This window comes from Pirellulales bacterium, from assembly GCA_036490175.1.
In the GTDB taxonomy this organism is placed as follows: domain Bacteria; phylum Planctomycetota; class Planctomycetia; order Pirellulales; family JACPPG01; genus JACPPG01.
The window spans coordinates 18,918-38,804 of sequence record DASXEJ010000019.1 but is presented as its reverse complement, the minus strand read 5'-3'; the positions used below and the strand labels follow the sequence as shown (position 1 = coordinate 38,804).

Below are 19,887 nucleotides of genomic sequence, written 5' to 3'. Positions count from 1 at the left end.
AACTATGCGATTCCGCCGCAAGAAACAAAACGGCCAGCCGCTGCGATCCGCCACGCGGGTCCATCCCGCTCTGCGCGGATCGGATAGCGACAACAACTTGTGCGTGCGGATCGAGGATCTGAATCACACCTACGGTTCCGGCGAGCTGCGCAAACAAGTCCTTTACGACAACGACCTGGAACTGTCCCGTGGCGAGATCGTGATCATGACGGGCCCGTCGGGCTCGGGCAAAACGACGCTGCTGACGCTGGTCGGCGCGCTGCGCACCGTGCAAGATGGCAGCGTACAGGTGATGGGCAACGAGTTGGCCGGCCTCGACGACCGCGCGTTGGCCGAAGTGCGCCGCGATATCGGCTTCATCTTTCAAGCTCATAATTTATTTGAATCGCTCACGGCTCGTCAAAATGTGCGCATGGCTTTGGAGCTAAAGTCGCTCGCCCGCGAAGAGTCCGAAGAGCGGGCCGCCGAGCTGCTGCAGGCGCTGGGACTGGGGCACCGCCTGGACTATAAGCCCGAGTCGCTTTCCGGTGGTCAACGACAGCGGGTCGCGATCGCCCGCGCCCTGGCGAACCACCCGAAACTGATTCTGGCCGACGAGCCGACGGCCGCGCTCGACAAGCAATCGGGACGCGACGTGGTCGAGTTGCTCAAGAAAATCGCCAAGGAAGAGTTGGCCACGATTTTGATCGTGACGCACGACAACCGCATCCTCGACGTGGCCGACCGTATCGTGAACATGGTCGACGGCCGCGTGATTTCGGACGTCGTGGTGAGCGAGGCCGCGGTGATCTGCGAGTTCTTGCGCAAATCGTCGCTATTCGCCTCGTTGACTCCGCGCACGTTGACCGAAGTCGCCGACAAGATGAAGCTCGAAACGCATCCGGCCGGCACCGTCATCGTGCGTCAAGGTGATCCGGGGGACAAGTTCTATTTGATCCGCTCCGGTACCGCCACGGTCACCGCCACCGATGGATCGCAACACAGCCGCACGCTGGCCACGCTCGATCAAGGAGATTTCTTTGGTGAAGCGGCCTTGCTCAGCGGCGCGCCGCGCAACGCCACGGTCACGGCCCGCGAGGAGCTTACGCTCTGCACGCTAAACAAGGATGAATTCCAGGCCGTGATCGATGCCAGCGCATCGCTCAAGGAGCAATTGCTGAAGGTGCTCTTCTCGCGTCAATAACGCCGCCGGGTAGGCGTGCCACCCCCGGCCGTGAATGTTCTTTCTCAGCAAATCGACCACTAGCGCGCTGCTACAGGCGGGCCGCTTCGCTGCCCGGCTTGTGCGCGCCGTTTTCGACGTGCGGCTCGGCTAACGTGGGAGTGGCCGATTCCGAGACTGGCGATATGCCACCCAGCCGCCCGTGCAGCAATTCTTCCTGGCAACGGTGGCGTATTTCGTCGGGACCGCGCGGGGCGCGGTAGTGTGTACCGTCGGCACGCAGGATGCGCGCTTTGACGTTGTCGCGCAGATAGGCCGGCAAAATCTCCTGCAAGATCCGCTCGCGGGCATTGGGCGACTCGATCGGAAACATGACCTCGACGCGACGATAGAAATTTCGTGGCATCCAGTCGGCGCTGGCCAGCAAGATCTCCGCCTCCTCGTCTGGGCCAAAAACGTACAAGCGGCTGTGTTCGAGAAAACGGTCCACAATGCTGCGGACGCGAATGTTCTCCGAAATACCCGGCATGCCCGGCCGCAGGCAACAGATGCCGCGCACCACCAGGTCGATCGGCACACCGGCCTGGCTGGCACGGTACAACGACTCGATCACGCGATAATCCACCAGCGCGTTGAGCTTGGCGAAAATCCGCGACGATCGGCCCGCCCGGGCACGGCGCGTTTGTTCGTCGACCAATTCGATCGTGCGCCGGTGCAGATCGCCCGGGGCGACCACCAGCTTCCGCCATTGATGCCCCTGCGAATAACCGGTCAGCAGGTTGAATAGGGCCGAGGCATCGGCCGCGATATCCTCCTGAGCCGTGAACAATCCCAGGTCGGTATACAGCAGCGCGGTCGTGGGGTTGTAGTTGCCCGTTCCCAGGTGAACGTATCGTCGCACGACGTTCCCCTCTTGGCGGACAACTAGTGACAACTTGCAATGTGTCTTGAGGTCGAGGAAGCCGAACACGACGTGTACCCCGGCCCTCTCCAACTGCCGCGACCAGCTGACATTGTTGGCCTCGTCAAAGCGGGCCTTCAGCTCCACAAGGGCCGTAACGTGTTTGCCGTTCTCGGCCGCCGCCATGAGGGCACGGGTCACCGGGGAATCGCCGCTCGTGCGATAGAGCGTCTGCTTGATGGCCAGCACATTTGGATCGGTCGCGGCACGGTTGACGAACTCCACCACCGGCTCGAAGGAATCGAACGGGTGATGAACCAGGATGTCCTGCCGGCGAATCGACGTGAACAAATCCTCGCTGCCGCGTCCCCCGCGCCCCCGGGGCGGACGGGGCGTGAACGGCACGTCGCGCAAATGCTCGCGTCCTGGCACACGCAGCAATTCGGTCATGGCTGTCAGGTCCAACGGACCAGACACCCGGTACAGTTCGCTGTAAGACTCGGCGCTCGCGTCTCCGTCCTTGATTTCCTCCGGCTCGACGATCATACGGATCAAATCGTCGCTGACGTCGGCGGCCACCTCCAGGCGCACAGCCTGTCCTCGGGCACGCTCGCGGAGGCGCTTTTCGATCAGCCGCAGCATGTCGTCGGATTCTTGTTCCAGCAACTCCACGTCGCTGTCGCGGGTGATACGAAAGGTCGTGCTGGACAGCACGTCGAAGCCGCCAAAGAGCTCTGGCAAACGCGCCGAAATCGCGTCTTCCAGCAGCATAAATTGCAGGTCGTCTCCCTGGCCGAGCGTTACCAGCCGTGGCAAAACTTGCGGCAACTGCACCACGGCAAACAGGTGCGCCGGCCCCAACCCAGTGCGCCGATCCAAGATCGCGGCCAGGTACAACGAGCGGTTGTGATAGCGCGGGCTGGGATGGGCCGGGTCGACGGCCATGGGCGTAAGAATCGGAAAGGCGCGCTCGGCAAAAAACTTGTCGAGCATGCCTCGCTGCTCGTCGTTCAGCTCTTCGTGCTTGAGCAGACGGAATCCCTGCTCGGCCAGCGCCGGGCGCACTGAATCGTTCCAGCAACGGTACTGCGCCGCGACCAGTTCCTGCGTCCGCGCCGCGATCCGCTGCAACTGATTGATCGGACGCATGCCGTCGGGCGAATAGTCCTGCGGAGCCAGATCGCCAAACGCCTGCTCGCGCAGCCCCGCGACCCGGATCATGAAAAACTCGTCGAGATTCGAGCTGAAGATCGACAGGAACTTTACACGCTCGAAGAGCGGATTGGTTTCGTCAGCGGCCTCTTCCAGCACTCGCGCGTTGAACTCCAACCAGCTCAACTCGCGATTGAGAAAATGGTCCGCTAAAAATGCCTGTTCGATCACGATATCCTCGCTCTCGGCGCTACCCCAGATGATGCTAAATCCTAGATTTTTGCCGGGAGGCCGCCAGCTGCGATGCCGCTCCGACGCAAGAAAAAACGCTCCCGGGGGCCGACGCAGGCCATACAGCCAGTCGCGTCCTGCCGTCAGGCCCATCTTACCGCCCGATCGACGGCAGGTATATTGACCAAATCCATGGAACACGAGGTCGACGTGATTCCACAGCGTATGCGGCGCAAGGCGCACTGCGACTAAGTTCTGGGGTAAAGGGACACTCGGTTTTGTCGAACAGCAATCATTGGCCGCAGCAGGTTGGACAGTGGGGCGGATTGGCTTGCCTGCTCGAAGCTACGGCGCCCAAGCCGGGCAATGTACATCGCGGCGCCGACTTCGAAGATCTCACGTATCTCGATTTCGCGACCAGCGCGCTGGCGATCGCGCCGGCCCTGGCGGATGCCGCCGCGGGAGGACGGTTGGGACCCTGCGTGCGCGAGGCCATCGGCGCCACCCGACGGGCTGTCGGCACGAACACCAACCTTGGGGCCGTGCTGCTTCTCGTGCCGTTGGCAATGGTCCCTCGACAGGAATCGCTACGCACAGGTGTGCGCGCCATCTTAACACGTCTCGATCCGGCCGACGCGCAAGGCGTTTACGAAGCCATTCGTCTGGCAATGCCCGGTGGCCTGGGAAAAGTCGACGAGGCCGACATCACCGACCCACCCCCTAGCGACCTGTTGTATGCAATGCGACTGGCTGCCGAGCGTGACCTGGTTGCGCGACAATACGCCAACAATTTCGCGGAAATCTTTGAGTGCGTCCTGCCCGAGTTGCAAGCCGGGGTGCAGGCCTTGTGGCCCTTGGCCGATACGATCGTTCACACGCACCTGCGCTTGTTGAGCCAGCATCCCGACAGCCTGATCGCGCGCAAGTGCGGCCAGCCGATCGCCGCGCAGGCAACCCGTGGTGCCCAACGCGTGCTGGCCGCCGGGCAGCCGGGGGAAACCGCTTATCACGAGGCGCTGGCGGATCTGGACTTCTGGCTGCGTGCCGACGGACATCGCCGCAATCCTGGCACGTCGGCCGACCTGATTACAGCCGGTTTGTTTGCCGCGCTTCGCGAAGGCATAATCGAGACGCCGCTCAACTTTTACGCATCCTGACGAGTCCCATCGTGAGCGAGAAATTCCACGTCCGCATTGCCAAGGAATCGCTGGTTTTCAGCGCGGCGCACTTTATCACGTTCGCCGGCAATATTTGCGAGCGATTACACGGCCATAACTATAAAGTGGCTGCCGAAGTTCACGGCACGCTGGATGAAAACCATTACGTGGTCGATTTCATCGCAGTCCGCGATGCGCTGCGGCAAATCGTCGAAGTGCTCGACCATCACATGCTACTGCCGACCGATCATCCCAAAATCAAGGTCGCGGCCGGGCCGACGAGTGTCGAGGTTACCTTCGAGGAGCGTCGCTGGCTATTTCCTCGCGAGGATTGCGTGCTGCTGCCGGTCGCCAACACCACCGCCGAGTTGCTGGCCCAGTACATTGGCCACAAACTTCTCGACGAATTGCAGAAGCGGACCGGCACGCGACCGAAGAGAATGTCAGTCGCCGTCGACGAATGCGACGGCCAATGGGGCGTTTGGGAAATCAACGATGAATGATGAATTCTGAACGATGAATGCCGGCAACGGTCTTGCCAAGTTCAAGGTCGCCCACGGCTTCAGGGCACAGGCGACTTTCTTCCCCTTCATCTTTCATTATTACGCCTTCGTCAGTTCCCTTACTCCCACCAGCCCGCCAGTATGGCCGTGTATATCGTGGCCATGCCGACCGACCAGCCCAACAGTGCCCAAAAGGTCCAGCGGGGCAATGGCAGGACAGGCTCGGCGCCATCTTTGGCGCGATAGGGGCCAGTTGGTCCTACCTGGCGAAACCGCCGCGACATCGGCTGGCGACGGACGGTCTGCACGTCGTGATCGTCGGGGTCGCATATGGTAGGCGACATCTTGATGATTCCTTCCCTGGTGATCGGCAACCCATTCCTGTCAGCAGGGTCGCCACCGATTTCAATGGGCATGTTAGGTTGCGACGCGCGCCACTTCGGCCGGTACAGCCAGCTTCAAAACCCCGTCGAATCGATCGATCTTGGGGATGGCAGCCGCGCACGGGCGCGCGTTGAACGCCACTGCTTGGCAGCCCGCAGCTTGCGCGCCTTGCAGTTCGCGAATGTCGTGGCTGACAAACAACACGTCGGCCGCCGGAACGTTCAAGACTTGCAAAGCATGATCAAAACAGGGTGCATGAGGCAGGTGAGCCTGCATATCGACCGAAGTGAAATAGTCGTCGAACGCGTCGGCCAGCCCCAACTTGGCAAGATCCTGACGCAACGCGGCCGCGGTTCGGTCCGTGTTGGTAAGGACGCCGCAAGTGATGCCCGCGGATTTCAACTGGCTCAATGTCGAACGAGTGCCGGGATACAGCCGCCGCGCCCCCGCGTCGCGACGGCGCTGCGCCCGACTGGCCGCGACGATCTCTTCGACATGACCAGCGGTTAGCCCGAGCGTACTCAGGCAACGGGCAAATGCCGCGTGAAACTCTTGCTGGCCGCGATACACGGCCGGCAGATACTCCGCCTGCCAATGTCGTTGGAATTCCGACTCCAGGGTGCGCGGCGTCAGCGGGGCAAAGAGTTGCCCCAGCCAGCGTTGCCAGGCCGAGGCATCGTAGAGCACATCTTCGACGTCAACCAGCACGACCTTCGTCGAGAATTCGGAGGGGCCAGCGCCGGAATCCTCGGCGTCATGCCGCGAAAGCGCCATACGTGGCGCATTGATTGGGGAATCTGGCAAAGATACCAACGGCGCGCTGCGCACCGCCAGGCCGCCAGTGACATACGACGTAAACAAATCGATTTCCGCGCCCATCGTGGAATCCTTTCCATGCCGGGTGCGCTAACAAGGACCCTCATAAAGGCCGCTTGCCGCGGTTGCCGCCTCTCGTTTCTCGAACCCTAATTCGGGCTGTGATTCGTTAGGAGCCGACGTCGCCCCTGCGAACATCCGGCTCTGTCTGCATCGTCCCTGCCGAATTCCCTCTCGGCAAGCAAATCACTCACGGCGCGACCGGCTCTCGGTTCAAGTGCGCCATCCGTTCCCTTACCGAAGGATGCTGGTGCAACAGATCGGCGATTCCGCGCCAGTCGAATCGATCTGGGCCCAAGGCATCGTAGATCGTGTGCAAGTGCTCCCAATCTTCGTCGTGCGCCACGGTGAGCCGCAGGTCGTCGCGATCCAACTCGGCCGGCACCGGAATCAAGCGCACGCCAAAGATCTCGGGATGTGAATACAAATAGCGGGTCACCTGGTCGCGATCTGCCGTAGCAGTTGCTGAGCGATCCGCGCGCAACAGCGCGCTGGCTCGGCACCATTCGGCGAACACGCCCAACGACGATTGGATGGCCGGCTGCCCATCGCGGGAGCTGTAGCTGATATAGTCACAGGTGGGCTGCTCGGTGGCAGTCGCTACAAGTCGATCGACGAACACCGGATCGACGCAGGGATGATCGGCCGACACACACACCACAGAATCCGGCCGGAAGTGGTCGATCGCGTCGCAGACCTGGCCCAAGGCATCGCGCTTCTGGCTGACAAACACGGCCACGTCACGCGGCACCAGGTCGAATACGGCTTCGTCTTCGGACCGTTCGCTAATCACCACGGCAACTCGTTCCAGGCGCTCGCAATCGGTAACACGTCGCACGACGCGCTCCAGCAGCGATTGGCCCCCCAGCTTGCGCGTATAGTTTGATTTGGCTCCCGGCTTTGCCAGGCGGGGCTGCACGATCGCGATCGTCCTCGACATCAAAGGCACCTCGTTGGTGGGCTCGAAAATGGTTTCTTCGTGTCTGGGCCAAGGCGTCGCGGGCCGCGATCATACGCCCCGGTTCCCCTTCTCGAGGGACGACCCGGCGGTACATCCGCTCAGAAAAACGCGTGTCAGGCCCTGCTATCCACGCGAGCCACACCGGATTCGATGAGACCCACGGCCACCCGTCTCCTCGAACGGGTCGCGGAGTCTAGCAACGCTAGTCCGCTAGCGTCAAGACGAGCGTCCCGTCTCGGGCTGTCCCAGGCCCAACAGCGTGTAAATCCGCGGATCGCCAAGGGTTTGCGCTATGAATTCGGCGCCGGTAAAGTCGTGCTGCGCACTGTGCCCTCCTGGCACTGCCACCACCCGCGCCCCCGCCGCCACGGCGGCGCGGCAGCCATTGGCGCTGTCTTCCAGCACCGCCATCTGCGGGGGAGTGAGGTGAAAGCCCGCGGCGGCTTTTTGATAAACCTCGGGATGAGGCTTCCCTTCGGTGACGCTTTCCGCGGTCAAAATGAAGTCGAAGCGTGGCGCAAGTGCAAACCGCGACAGCACGTCGTCGACAAAACGCTTGCCACTGCTGGTGGCAATGGCCTTGGGAATGCCGTGCTGCTCGAGCGCCGCGAGCAGTTCTAGTAGTCCTGGCATCGGAGTCAGCCGGGTGTCGAGAATCGGCGGAAAGATTTCGGCCGTCTCGCGGGTCAGGTCCTCGACCGTAGCCGCGAGGTCGTGCCAGTCGATCATGATTTGCAGCGCCACGCGGTTCGGGCGCCCCATCATCGCGTCGAGCAAATCGGGGCCAAACTCGTGTCCACGACGCCTGAGCATCTCGGCGCCCACGTCCTGGTACAGTTCTTCGGTATTGAACATCAGTCCGTCGAGATCGAATACGACGGCCTGTGGGTTAGGGGCGGAATTCATGAATTAACAGAAATCTAATACGGCAGAAAATGGCTAGGATGCGAACCACCCTGGCAGAAATGTATCGACACGCACGGCGAAAGACCATGCCCCCGATCGAGTGGGGCACACGGTCCGACTAGTCGGCACTCGTCGCAGCGAAGGCGGGTTCGCTGCGATCCTCCGCTAGCAATGCCGGTTCACTAATCGTCTCGCTGACGTTGCCGCGATACTTAGCCATCCGGTAGCCGGCCAGCAACAGGCGACTGGAGAACCGCGGCGGCGCGATGACCATACGGCACAGCCGATAGGTAGTGGTCGACCAACGGGCCGTGGCGTGCGAAATCGGCCCCACAAAGTCCACGCCCGACCATCGCCCCTCGGTGTGCAGCGTGCGCAGCAAATGCCAGCGCAGCAGCTGTCCCGGCTTCACCTCGCTGAAGCGCGGATCGTAACCCACCTTCACCGGGGCATATGCCCCCTTGGCGGCCAGGGCATACTCGAAGGCGATGGCTTCACCGTTGATCGTCAGCAGGGAGACCGCCAATTGCCCCCACGTGGCCAACTGTTGGGCTTGGTGCGCAAAGAAATCAAACATGCCGGGATTGCTCAACACCGAGCTGCCGGCCTCCCCCTTCCAACTCGAGTCTTCAACTTCGAACCCGCGGCGTAGCAGGCGGTTGACTTTGTCCGTGGCGGCGGGCGTGTGCAGTTCGAAACCAATCTCGCCGAACTGCTCAGCGGCACGCGTCGCACGGCGCATGGCGCGCCGCAAGTTGCGCGAACGGCCACGTTGATAGCTCTCCCAATACCGGTCGATGCCGCAGCGTGCCACGGCAAATCGATCTTGCACAAATGACATCAACCCGGCGCGACCCAGCGCTTCGTGCAATCCAATCCACCGCGCAGAATCCATCATCGCGGCTTCCAACCATACCAGCGGCCAGGGCAACCCGGCCACTCCGCTTACAAGCGTATCGAGCACGCTGGGCACGTCGCAGTCGGGATCCAACAGCAGGTCCCCTGCCGGCGTCCAGGCGTTACCTGCCAATCCCCCCACGGGCAATACGTGTTTGACGCGCGCGCCCACCAGTGGCAACGCCGCCAACAGCCGATCGCCCCGACTAACCACCAGCGCACAGACGCGCTCACCCTGCGCGAACTGTGCGGCACATTGCGCGACGGTCGCGGCCCGTGCCGTGGGAAACAAGCCCTCGCTACGCCACCATAGTTCGTCCCAAGCGGCGGCGATCGACCTAAGCTCGTCGACCGACTGAAGTCGAGTCAGCTCGTATTGCGGAGTTTGTGGCGCCTGGCTCATCCTCAATCATGGCTTTCGGTTAAGAGCGGGGCGCAGGGGAATTCGCCTCTCGCAACCGCATAACCGGACCAGTCCGCATCTCTGGAACCCCGGGCCGTTCACCCGCCATTGCGCGCTTCTGCGGCAACATGGCGCGTGACAACTAAGGTCGCCTGTCGTGACCGTAGGCGAAGCTCGCGGCCTGTCCTTCCGAAAGGATCGCCACCAGTTCCGCCAGGATGATGCACGTGGCGCCCCACACGTGATATTGGTGCCAGCCAAGATACGGGGCCGAGAACCGCAACTCGCCGCGCTGATGATGATGTACACCGTAGTTGGCCGAGTTCATCATGTGCGCCACCGGCACTTCGAGCACCTCGGCCACCTCGCGATCGCAAGGACGAAATGCAATCGGAGCGCGTGCGACGGCGACCCAGGGGGTAATCCGAAAATTGCTGACAAACAAAAACATCGGCGACAGGCTGCCCAATACTTCGACCGAATCGCGCGCTACGCCCAACTCTTCTTCCAATTCGCGCAACGCCCCGTCGCGTGTCGTTTCGCCCGACTCGACCATCCCACCGGGAAAACTGACTTGCCCGGCATGGTCCGCCATCGTGTCGGGACGCACCGTGAACGGGACCAGCCACTGGCCGTCGCGCCGATATAGCAGGACCAACACCGCGGCGCTACGGGCGTCATGGCCAGGCGGACCAAAATGGCGCCCATAGCTGAGCGAAGGAGCAAACGCGGCGCGCACCGATTCGGGCGGCAGCGGTTGTTGCAATCTGTGGCCAAGCCACAAAGGTAAATCGTCTGCGGCATCGCCTGGCACGTCATCGGTCATGGTCATTTCGTCCCAGGTCCAAGCTCGTACACGGCGTACGTCGAGTTGCGATACAAGCAGGGCAAATCGAGCGGTGGGTCCGACTCGCAGACAATGAACCTTGCCCCGTATTTCTCGCCGACGCGGCGCAAGCGTGCGACGTCGATCTCGGCCAGGCTATCGTACCACGGTTCGGACGAATCGCCCGTGCCGTACAGATCTTCCAACCGCCGGCGCCAGGCGACGATGCTGTCGGCATCCTGCGGCAAGTCTTTCCAGGTGGCGACCTCACTCCGCCCCGCGTACCACTTGAAGGTTTGGGCAGTACGCGGAGTGAGAAAGGTTGCCTCGACCGGTGTGTGCGCGGCAATCCAATCGCAGGCGTCGCGCCAATCGGCCAGGTTCGCGGTTTTGCCCGGCTTGTCGGCACGCGGCGCCTCGGGCGCGATCCGCGCCGCAAGTTGAGGTTCCAACAGCCACGTCGCGATCAGGGCAAGCATCACCGGCGCCGCCACGCGCCAGCGCGGCCGAATGTTGCCCAGTTGAAATGCCACCATCGTAGCGCCCGTGGCGACACCCAAGGGAACAAATGCGTCGGCCAAGCGAAACCAATAATAGCGCAACAAGCTGGCGGCCAATTCGGGTCGATAATCGCGCGCCAAGCTGATGCCAATGCCCACTCCCGCCACGGCCAACGAAGCATTGACCACGCGGCGCAAACGCAGTCGCCCAGGGCTCGTGGCAAAAAACTGCGACAGCCATCCCCACACAAGGACCAAGAAGGCGAATCGAATTTTGAAACGGCTCGGAAAATCGAAAAACGACAGGTGATGCGGCAAGCGCTCGAACGAGTAGATGGCGTTCGCACTGCGCACCACATCGGGATCTGCGCCCCAGTTCAATGCCAGCGCCGGAATCAGGCCGGCCAATGAGAGAATCGCCCCCAGGGCAAGACCTGGCAGCATGGATAGCAGCCGCGGTCGCGCGGCGCCGGATGCCAGCCAACAGAACGCCACGGCGACCATCGTCCAGCCGCCGACCAGCACATGAAACGCAACGGCCCCGCCCAGCAGCGCCCAGGTTGCATTCCAGCGGCCGCGCACCAGCTCGGCCAAGGCGGCAAACACCAGCGCATAGGCTAGTCCCTTGGCCTCGAAACCCCCGACAACCCATTCGCCCGCCATTTGAAAGTTCTCGTTCAAGGCCACCAGCAACGCGGCCGAAAGTAGCGCAGCGCCGCGCCTGGGGACCAGGGCCCAACTCAATCGCTGCCAGGCACAGGCCAAGAGCAACCAGGTGACGACGCGCCCCGCCAGCGCCATGGTCGGTAGCGAGAGCCAACGGCTCAGCCAGCCCACGGTGACGTAAAAGGTCCAATGCGAATCGGCCGAGTCGAGAAAGAAGTCGTGATCGATCCAGGACGGATCCCAGTGGTGCTTGGCCTTAGCCAGGTAATAGGGTTCGTTCGGCTCGGGGATCGGCCAACCGGCGTATAACGCGAACACCAGAAATACGAGCGCGATTTCCGCGCAATGCCCCCATCGGTTCGGCTGCTGTCCATGGGGAGGTTCTTCGTGCATCGCGGCGGCCGACACTTTGAGGACTCGTTTCCTTTAACAGGCGAACCCTGCACGATCAGCGATTGCCGCAGGGACGAGTCATATTCTAACGCTAACGATAGGTCGTCCGTCAGGGCCGTTGCCCGCCGCGCCCCTTGCGGAAGGGAGCCGTCGCTCCCTATATTCCGGCAAGCGGGCGTGCTCGCTTTCCCCGTTTCGCTGGAAGGTTGCTTCGTGGCCTCGATCTCTCCTGGCACATTGCTGCGTGACGCGGTCAAGGAATCGACGATCCTTATTCCGGGCGCCTTCGACGCGCTGGCCGCCAAGCTGATCGAGCGGGCCGGCTTCCGCGCCATGTATCTGTCTGGTGCCGCATTTTCCGCCGGAGCGCTGGCGCTACCCGATATCGGGCTGTTCACGCTCTCGGAACTAGCCAACGAGACGACCCGGCTGACTCGTTCCGTATCGATTCCGCTGATCGTCGACGCCGACACCGGCTTTGGCGAAGCCGTGAACGTCGAACGCACCGTGACCGAACTGATCGCCGCCGGAGCCGCGGCCATCCAGCTCGAAGATCAGCGGCTGCCGAAACGCTGCGGACACCTGTCGGGCAAAACGCTGGTCGAACCGGCCGAAATGTGTTCCAAGCTCCGCGCCGCGGTCGCCGCGCGTGGCAACAGCGACGTCATCATCCTGGCCCGCACCGACGCCCGCGGCGTACACGGCATGGATGCGGCGCTCGACCGGGCGCATCGCTATCTGGACGCGGGCGCCGATTGGATTTTTCCCGAGGCGCTCGGCACCATCGCCGAATTCGAACAATTCGCTCACACCATTCGCGCGCCGCTGGTGGCCAACATGACCGAGTTTGGTCAGAGCCCGCTGTTGCCGCTGGCCGATTTGCAACAGCTGGGCTATGCAGGCGTGCTATTGCCTGTCACGCTGCTGCGCGTAGCGATGAAGGCCGTTACCGACGCGCTGGCCGTGATCGCGGGAACAGGCACGCAGCAGGGCCTGCTCGACCGCATGCAATCGCGACAAGAACTCTACGATCTACTCGGATACACTGGATACGAAGCCCGCGACCGGGCCTACTTTCATCACGAGGCGAATTCATGAGTGAAGCCGTCTACAGTCCGGGCCTGGAAGGCGTAATCGCCGGCGAAACCGGCATCAGCAACGTTGACGAAGGGTTGCACTACCGGGGCTACTCGGTCGAGGACCTGGCGACGAACTCAACGTTCGAAGAGACCGCCTACCTGATTCTGTACGGCGAACTTCCCAGCGGCGACGACCTGGCAGAGTTCAAGAAGCGGATGGCGCGCGGCGCTGGCGTGCCTGCCGAGATCATCGACGTGTTGCGCAAGATTCCGGCCCATGCATCGAGCATGGATGTGATGCGGACTGGCTGCAGCCTGCTGGCTCACTGGGATCCCGACACGGATGACAATAGCCACGATGCCAATCTGCGCAAGGCCGAACGTCTGCTCGCGCAACTGCCGGTGATCATGGCGGCTCGGCATCGCCTCACGGGAGGAGACGAGCCCGTCAAGCCGGATCCTACTCTGTCGCTGGCCGGCAACGTGCTGTGGATGCTGCGCGGCGAGAAGCCTTCAGAGCGCTGGACCAAGGCGATGGATATCTCGTTGATCCTCTACGCCGAACACGAATACAACGCCTCGACCTTCGCCGCACGCGTGATCACATCTACGCGGGCCGACTTGCACTCGGCGATCACCGGCGCCATCGGCGCGCTCAAAGGCCCGCTGCACGGCGGAGCCAACGAACGCGTGCTGGAAGTTTTGCAGGAGGTCGGTTCGGCCGACAAGGCCGAAGCCTGGGTCCGCAAAGCGTTCGCCGCCAAGCAGCTAATCATGGGCTTCGGCCACCGCGTCTATAAAACGGGCGACCCACGCGCCAAGTATCTCAAGACGCTCTGCCAAGAACTGGCCGTCGAGACGCACAACGAGGATATGGAAAAGATGGCCGAGACGATCGAGCGGATCGTCACCGGCGAGAAGAAGCTGCCGCCGAACCTCGATTGGCCCAGCGCCCGGCTGTACCACTACATGGGCCTGCCGATCTTCCTGTACACGCCGCTGTTCGTCATCAGCCGCGTATCGGGCTGGAGCGCCCATGTCATCGAACAGGCCGACAACAACCGACTGATCCGCCCGCGAGCCAGGTACATCGGATCAGCCACGCGCAGCTGGAAGCCCGTCGACAAGCGATAGCAATCAAGCGGAATAGATCACGAGCCGTCCCGCACGGCACTCCGACGCGCACGGCACCTATGTGCTTCGATCGTGCGACGCCCCAACTCCTCTCCCCTAAGGGGAGAGGTCAGGGTGAGGGGGTGAAACCCTCAGCACAATCCGGCGCTTCCACCGCGCGCAAAAAAGCAGTCGGATATCTACAGCAGCGTCTGAGCGAGTTGCGGCCTACTGCGGCGGCAGTTCCATCGCGCCGCGGTAGGTCAAGCCGTGGTCGTTAATGATCAACCGCCCAACGCTCACTCCGGCCGTCCCTTCGAGCTCTTCGTCCGTGGGGAGTAATTCCTTCATCTTCTCGGCAAACTTCGAATCATCGGCCTTGGCGCCCGGCGCCGCTTCGATAACACCGCCAGGGCCACTGAGAGGTTGCGAGACATTTCCCAGCGTGTTCGACAGGTCGAACAGCGAGGAAATCGTCTGCCGCATCGTCTTCAAGTACTTCTCGAAGTCGGTGACATGGAAATAGATGCACTGCTCGGCCGGCAGCAGCGCCCCGGCACGGCTGACCAGGTCCCCTTGGCGGAGCGCGGCGGCGCCCTCGGGCGGGTTACGTAAGGCCGACATCAGCGGCTCGAGCACGTCCGGGCCGATGCCCAGCACCATGAACCCATGACCCACGAAGATGCCTCCGCTGAACGTGTCTTCAACGTTCAGCCTCAGGCCCGTAAAGCCTTGCTCCTCGGCGGCTGTCACCGCCCCGTCGGTGAGTGCGGCGAAACCGGCACCCAATTGAATTAAGCGTTTCCAAGGCGCCTCGTCCTTCAGTTGCCAGACGAATCCCTGCCGGGACGACGGGGCCGAGACTTCGACGTCCTTGCCCGCGGCGACTTTCTCCATCGTGGACGGGAACGACAGAAAATAATGATTCTGCCCGACCGACGACAGGAGTGTTGCCACGTCATTCTGCGTGACAGATCCGATTTGTTGCTCGACCTGCTCGATGGCGCTCTGCACCTGGTCGCCCCCTTCGCGCACCATCACATCGCGCACCAGCGTGTAGGCCTTGCCCAGATCAAAACTCAATTGCCCGAATCCCAACACGCTGGACGGAACCCAGGCGGGCGGATCGCCCAAAAATGTGGGCTGGTCAAGCAGCGTGAGCAGGCCCTGGCGCGGGCTGGGAGCCGCGACGAACAGGCCCATCCGCATCGCGCCACGGTCCAGCGCCAGCCGGAAAGCGCCTGGGCCCACGCGATCGAGCCCCAGAGTCTTCAGCACGCGCATCGTCGTCTGGCTGTCGGCATCGGCCGCCAGCTTGATCAGCGGGTCGACCGAGAACAGCACTTCCACCCCAGTTACGCCGTCGGGTAACGCTGCGGCTAGCCCCGGGGTCGACATGATGCGGGGCGTCAAGCCGGTGGGCGGAGCGGAATGCGCTTTGAGAAAACGAATGAATACTCCCTTGGCTTCCTCGGCACCGGTGATCAGGGGTAAATCGATCGCTTTGTCCGGGTCGTCGGCCAGCAGCGCACGGACTTCGCCTTCGGACTGCCCGAAGGTATTAGCCACCAACAATCGGTCCCCGACTCGTGCCAGAAAGATGTGCGTTTGATCGATCTCGACCTGCTTCCCCTCGGCCGCTTTGCGGCGTTGCTCTTCGAGCTTGGCCTGAATCTGATCGTCGTCCAGATCGCGCAGCTCGTCGACATCCAGACTGGGCGACGTCGCCGGTCCGCGCTCGGGCAACGTGAGTTGCATGACCTGCTGCCCATCCACGTCGAGATCAAGCCTGCGCACGGCGCCCGGCTCCCCCTTGCCTTCGTCAACGGCTTGCGCCAAGGCAGCCAACAGCCGCTGCCCAAGATCGGAATCGGGCTCAGCCCAAGTCAGGCCGACGACGAGGGGATATTTTCCGCGGCGCGGCTCGAGCACCAGGGCAAAGCCAACTTCTTTGTCGAAGAGCTTGGGAAAGTCCTCGATTTTCAGATTGTATTTCGCCAACGATTCTGAGAATTGCGTCAACCCCTCGGCAGCCTGTTCGCGAATCAGGTTTACGATGCCTTCAAAGCGTTTCGGGCTCAAGAGCACGCTGCCCAGCTTGGTCTGGCTACGAAAAGCATCGACGAACTTCAGCCCCTCAGGCACACGAATGACGAATACCGTCTCTTCGGGCAAGCACTGGTAAGACGGCTGCATCGCCTCGGCGGCCGGCACGACTCGTGGCAACAGGCCGGCAACTAGCAGCAAACTCAGGGCAACAAGGGACAGACGAACGCGAATATTCATGGCCGACCTTTCGTACCAGCGTTGGGTTCAGTTTTTTGGGCTTGCTGTTCACCATCACGGCGCAGGGCGGCCGCGGCGGCCTCGCGTGAGGGAGGCGGCAGATACGTAATGCCGTTTTGCGGTTGCGACGCGTCATACAGGTAGGCATCGCGATGTGTAAGAAACTCGATCAAATCGCTCGCCGGGATGCCGAAAGCCAAGCCGTCGAACATCGTGGCACCTGCACAGGCGATACCAACTACTTCACCCCGCAAATTGAATAGCGGTCCGCCGCTATTGCCCGGATTGATAGCCGCGTCGGTCTGGATCAGTCGCAGGTGGCCGATCGTACGGCTGGTTGAGCTGACGATCCCTTGGGTAACGGTACGCTCCAATCCCAACGGATTGCCGATGGCGAATACCACGTCCCCCACGCGCAAATCGTCGCGATCGTCAATCAGCACCGGCACGGGCATTTCGCCGGCCAGCTCCCCGACATCAAGCTGCAACAGCGCGATATCCCGCAGCGGCTGCAGCGCCAAGATGCGGACCTTCTTTAGTTCGTGTTTTTCGTATCCCTGGGAGGTCAGCTTGAAGTAGGTGACCGAGATTTTTGTTTCACCCTCGACGACGTGATAGTTCGTGATCAGATGCCCTTTGGCACTGATGACGAAGCCGCTCCCTTGGCCGACGGCCGTCTTGACCATCACCACGGCGTCGCCGCAGCGCTTTACGAGTTCCGGAACGTCGGCCGGCGCAGCACGACCGGTGACGAAGATGCCGCGGTCCTGGTGCGACTGCTCGGCCGTCTGGGTCGCGCCGCGGTCGATGCCCAACAGGCGCTTCGCCGGAATCTGCAGCACGTCGTGCCCCAGGTCCAGCACCAGCCCCTGATCGTTCTCGCGCAGTAGTTCAGCCGTGATTTTTGCGCCTCCGACCAGCGTGACGGTCACACGGTCGGCCGCGTTGGCTGTACCGCCAACACAGAGTAGTACCAGGCAAAGGAAATTCCGTCGTCGCATTATTATTGCGCCTCCCGAGCGATATAGATAATCAAGCGGTCCTGGCACAATAGCGCCAAATCCTGTACGTGGTCGCCATCGGCGTCAAAGCCGATCACGCCTCGCGGTTCACCGACCTGCTGTTCTTCTTTGCCGCCATAGGGGTAGGTGCGATCGTCGAATACCTTCCACGAGCCAAGCGCATCGAGCCCCTTTTCGCCACGGCAGAGCACAGTCAGTTGATGACGTGCATCATCGAACAAGACAACATCCTCTTGCCCGTCGCCGGTTACGTCGGTCGTGGCCAGGCGGTGGATGGCGGGTTCCTTCACTCCGCTCGGTCGGCCTACGCGGCCATCGAAGCTGTCTTTCAGTACCAATTCCCAGGGACGCCCCTTGCCGAGTCGCACGATGCTCTCCTGATCGACCAGCATCAATCCGAGCACAGGGTCGAGCAACAACTGGCTGCCGCCCGGCGGTCTGATGGTGCGCGCCACGCGCAGGATGCCCGCTTCGTCGGGCTTCAGGAAATGAACGAACGCGCCCCCCTGCTCCAGCGCCCACGCCGTGCCGTCGGGCAAAGGCACAAAGCTGGCGATCTTCTGACCGTCGGGCAGCATGACCTGATCGGTCGGCTGCATATCTTCATTGAGCCATTGCAGTACGCCATCGGTCAATCGGCCCAATCGCGGCCGGCCTCCGTAGTTGTAGATGCCGAATTCGCCGAGGTCGACTTTCACCAGATTCGCCGGCTCACGCGAAGTAACTTTGCCGTCATCGTCGACGCTAAGCAGCTTCAGGGTATTGCTGTATGCGGGTTGCACCAGCACACGCTTGCCCCCCAGCCAGACCACCTTTTCGGCCTTGGCTCCCTGTCCTGTGAAGCGCGTCCGCACAGGCTCCGCTTGTTCCTTCTCCCATACGTATAAATCCAGATCGGCGCCGACGCGCTGCACCCACCAGACGGTCGTCCCCACAGAGTCGAGCGCCAGAATCGTGCGATCGGTAACGTCGGCCGATTGCGGCATGGCGGCCGGATAGGTCATGCGGTTGTTTTCCCACACGCTGCTATACAAATCGGTGGCATCTTTGACCCACAACAGCAGCTTGCCCGGTTGCGCCTGCGCCGCGGCCAGGCCGCGCACGTTGCTGATCAATGGGAACGTCTCTTCGGCCTGCCAGCCGTTCTCGCCGACGGGTTGCACGCGCAGGCGAGGCTGTCCAGCGTCGACGGCCACTAGCGCCGGCTTGCCAGCAAGCATCATGCCGGTCCACAGTGCCTTCGGTCCACCAGGCATGGGAAGCGATTCTTGGCGGCCAAGATCGCTTTCTTCGCCACGCCCCAACGCGTAACGTCGCAGTAAGCCTTCTTGCACGCCACCCAGCAGCAAGAGTTCGGCCTGTGCGCCGGCTACCGGCAGCGCCCGCGCACCGACAGCCGCCTGATCGTATAGCACTTGCGCGGACATCAGCTTGCCATCGCGATTCTCGTACCAGCGTATGGTTTGCTTCGGCGTCTGCGACCATTCCCACAAATCGAGATCGCCGTCGCCGTCGAGATCGACAAACCGCCAGCCGAGGCGCCCTCGCCGTTCGCGCGGGCTGAGCCAGGTGGGCCTCGCGCCGGGTTGCAACAGCAACGTTTGAATACCTTGCTCGCAACTGACGAACAGTTCGAACTCGCCCGGCGTGCGCTCGCGCAACAACAGCAGCTCCTGCTTGCCCGCGCTGGCTCCCGGCAGCAAGTCCCAGGAAGCGGTCCGCTTCCATTCATCCGTGCCGGTCGACTTGAAGAGCAAGACCTTGTTTGACGGAGCTGTCAGTATCACTAGTTCCGGCTTACCGTCGCCGTCCAGGTCGCGGGCCAGTGCATCGGCCGGCACTTCGTCGAGTGCCAATTCGGTCCGTTTCCAGTCGGGGTTACCGGGCAGCTCGTTCGGTCGTTCGGCATCCGGGGTCGACGGGGTCTGCCGTTCCGCCGGCGCGAGCCAGCGATAGATGTCCAACCGCGACATGCGCGTGTTGATGACGATCAACTGTTGCAATCCGTTACCGGCCAGATCGGCGGCGAAGAACCGATTGGGCGAGCCCTCTTGCTTAACGATCCGCATCCCTTGCCAGCCAGCCAACTCTTCGGCGGCACAGGCAGAGCTTGCATTGAGGGTCCAGACCGATAACAGCGCAGCGACGATCGCAACAATGCGGCGATCCGTTCGCGCCGGTCCGGTCGTCCCTGCGCAGCAAGCCCAGAACGAGGGGCCGAACTGTGTAACGCTGCGAAAACTGACGCGTGCAAAATTGATCATGAGAACTTCATTGCAAAAGGCTAACGACCTGCTTCCGCAAACCCTCGACTCCCCACGTATTCCACCAGACTATAACGGTGGCCGCAAAGCCCGGGAAGGAACTCTGCCCTGCAGCCGTCCGCTAGCGTACAGGCATCCGCCGTTTTTTCGCCTGGTGCGCCGAATCCCCCAATTCTAGGTCGCTGCCGGCCCGTTTCCGGCCGGC

General features: G+C 62.2%; 16 protein-coding genes. 5 read left to right on the top strand and 11 right to left on the bottom strand.

The window, feature by feature from the left end:
- Positions 1–4 precede the first annotated feature (4 nt).
- The gene (locus VGG64_01790) at positions 5–1,183 is read left to right on the top strand and encodes an ATP-binding cassette domain-containing protein (GenBank protein ID HEY1598304.1); all 1,179 of its coding nucleotides are present in this window, start codon (positions 5–7) and stop codon (positions 1,181–1,183) included.
- A 70-nt stretch (positions 1,184–1,253) separates the two neighbouring features.
- On the opposite strand, the gene ppk1 is transcribed toward VGG64_01790, so the two are convergent.
- Positions 1,254–3,689, bottom strand: a complete 2,436-nt coding sequence (gene ppk1, locus VGG64_01785; protein ID HEY1598303.1) for a polyphosphate kinase 1 — start codon at positions 3,687–3,689, stop codon at positions 1,254–1,256.
- A gap of 35 nt (positions 3,690–3,724) precedes the next feature.
- On the opposite strand from ppk1, the gene VGG64_01780 reads away from it, so the two are divergent.
- Positions 3,725–4,603, top strand: coding sequence for a triphosphoribosyl-dephospho-CoA synthase (locus VGG64_01780; protein ID HEY1598302.1), 879 nt, complete (start codon positions 3,725–3,727; stop codon positions 4,601–4,603).
- Positions 4,604–4,614: 11 nt separating this feature from the next.
- Complete coding sequence (locus tag VGG64_01775; protein HEY1598301.1) at positions 4,615–5,106, top strand: 6-pyruvoyl tetrahydropterin synthase family protein; 492 nt, start codon at positions 4,615–4,617, stop codon at positions 5,104–5,106.
- A 119-nt stretch (positions 5,107–5,225) separates the two neighbouring features.
- Here the strand turns inward: VGG64_01775 and VGG64_01770 are convergent, their stop codons facing one another.
- The 7 genes from VGG64_01770 to VGG64_01740 all read right to left on the bottom strand — a co-directional run bounded on the left by VGG64_01770 (position 5,226) and on the right by VGG64_01740 (position 11,933).
- A complete protein-coding gene (locus tag VGG64_01770) occupies positions 5,226–5,450 on the bottom strand; it encodes a hypothetical protein (protein HEY1598300.1) in 225 nt (74 codons plus the stop codon).
- A gap of 73 nt (positions 5,451–5,523) precedes the next feature.
- The gene (locus VGG64_01765; protein ID HEY1598299.1) at positions 5,524–6,369 is read right to left on the bottom strand and encodes an HAD family hydrolase; all 846 of its coding nucleotides are present in this window, start codon (positions 6,367–6,369) and stop codon (positions 5,524–5,526) included.
- Between the two features lie 187 nt (positions 6,370–6,556).
- On the bottom strand, positions 6,557–7,306 hold the full coding sequence (locus tag VGG64_01760) for an NTP transferase domain-containing protein (protein HEY1598298.1): 750 nt from the start codon (positions 7,304–7,306) through the stop codon (positions 6,557–6,559).
- Between the two features lie 237 nt (positions 7,307–7,543).
- The gene (locus tag VGG64_01755; protein ID HEY1598297.1) at positions 7,544–8,233 is read right to left on the bottom strand and encodes an HAD family phosphatase; all 690 of its coding nucleotides are present in this window, start codon (positions 8,231–8,233) and stop codon (positions 7,544–7,546) included.
- Between the two features lie 118 nt (positions 8,234–8,351).
- A complete protein-coding gene (locus VGG64_01750) occupies positions 8,352–9,533 on the bottom strand; it encodes a GNAT family N-acetyltransferase (GenBank protein ID HEY1598296.1) in 1,182 nt (393 codons plus the stop codon).
- Positions 9,534–9,675: 142 nt separating this feature from the next.
- Positions 9,676–10,359, bottom strand: a complete 684-nt coding sequence (locus tag VGG64_01745; protein ID HEY1598295.1) for a CoA pyrophosphatase — start codon at positions 10,357–10,359, stop codon at positions 9,676–9,678.
- Positions 10,360–10,361: 2 nt separating this feature from the next.
- Positions 10,362–11,933, bottom strand: a complete 1,572-nt coding sequence (locus tag VGG64_01740; GenBank protein HEY1598294.1) for a DUF6798 domain-containing protein — start codon at positions 11,931–11,933, stop codon at positions 10,362–10,364.
- Between the two features lie 198 nt (positions 11,934–12,131).
- Here VGG64_01740 and prpB point away from each other — a divergent pair, with 198 nt between their 5' ends.
- Positions 12,132–13,016 carry a methylisocitrate lyase gene (gene prpB / locus VGG64_01735; GenBank protein HEY1598293.1) on the top strand — a complete coding sequence of 295 codons (885 nt, stop codon included), beginning with the start codon at positions 12,132–12,134 and terminating at the stop codon, positions 13,014–13,016.
- Positions 13,013–14,131, top strand: coding sequence for a citrate/2-methylcitrate synthase (locus VGG64_01730; GenBank protein HEY1598292.1), 1,119 nt, complete (start codon positions 13,013–13,015; stop codon positions 14,129–14,131). The genes prpB and VGG64_01730 overlap by 4 nt, the downstream gene beginning before the upstream one ends.
- 207 nt (positions 14,132–14,338) lie before the next feature.
- Here the strand turns inward: VGG64_01730 and VGG64_01725 are convergent, their stop codons facing one another.
- The 3 genes from VGG64_01725 to VGG64_01715 are packed head-to-tail and all read right to left on the bottom strand — an operon-like array spanning position 14,339 to position 19,682.
- Positions 14,339–16,396: a hypothetical protein gene (locus tag VGG64_01725; GenBank protein HEY1598291.1), complete on the bottom strand. Its 2,058-nt coding sequence runs from the start codon at positions 16,394–16,396 to the stop codon at positions 14,339–14,341.
- A complete protein-coding gene (locus VGG64_01720) occupies positions 16,393–17,397 on the bottom strand; it encodes a trypsin-like peptidase domain-containing protein (GenBank protein HEY1598290.1) in 1,005 nt (334 codons plus the stop codon). The genes VGG64_01725 and VGG64_01720 overlap by 4 nt, the downstream gene beginning before the upstream one ends.
- A 2-nt stretch (positions 17,398–17,399) precedes the next feature.
- Entirely contained in the window at positions 17,400–19,682 is a 2,283-nt protein-coding gene (locus VGG64_01715; protein HEY1598289.1) for a hypothetical protein, read from the bottom strand.
- Between the last annotated feature and the right edge of the window lie 205 nt (positions 19,683–19,887).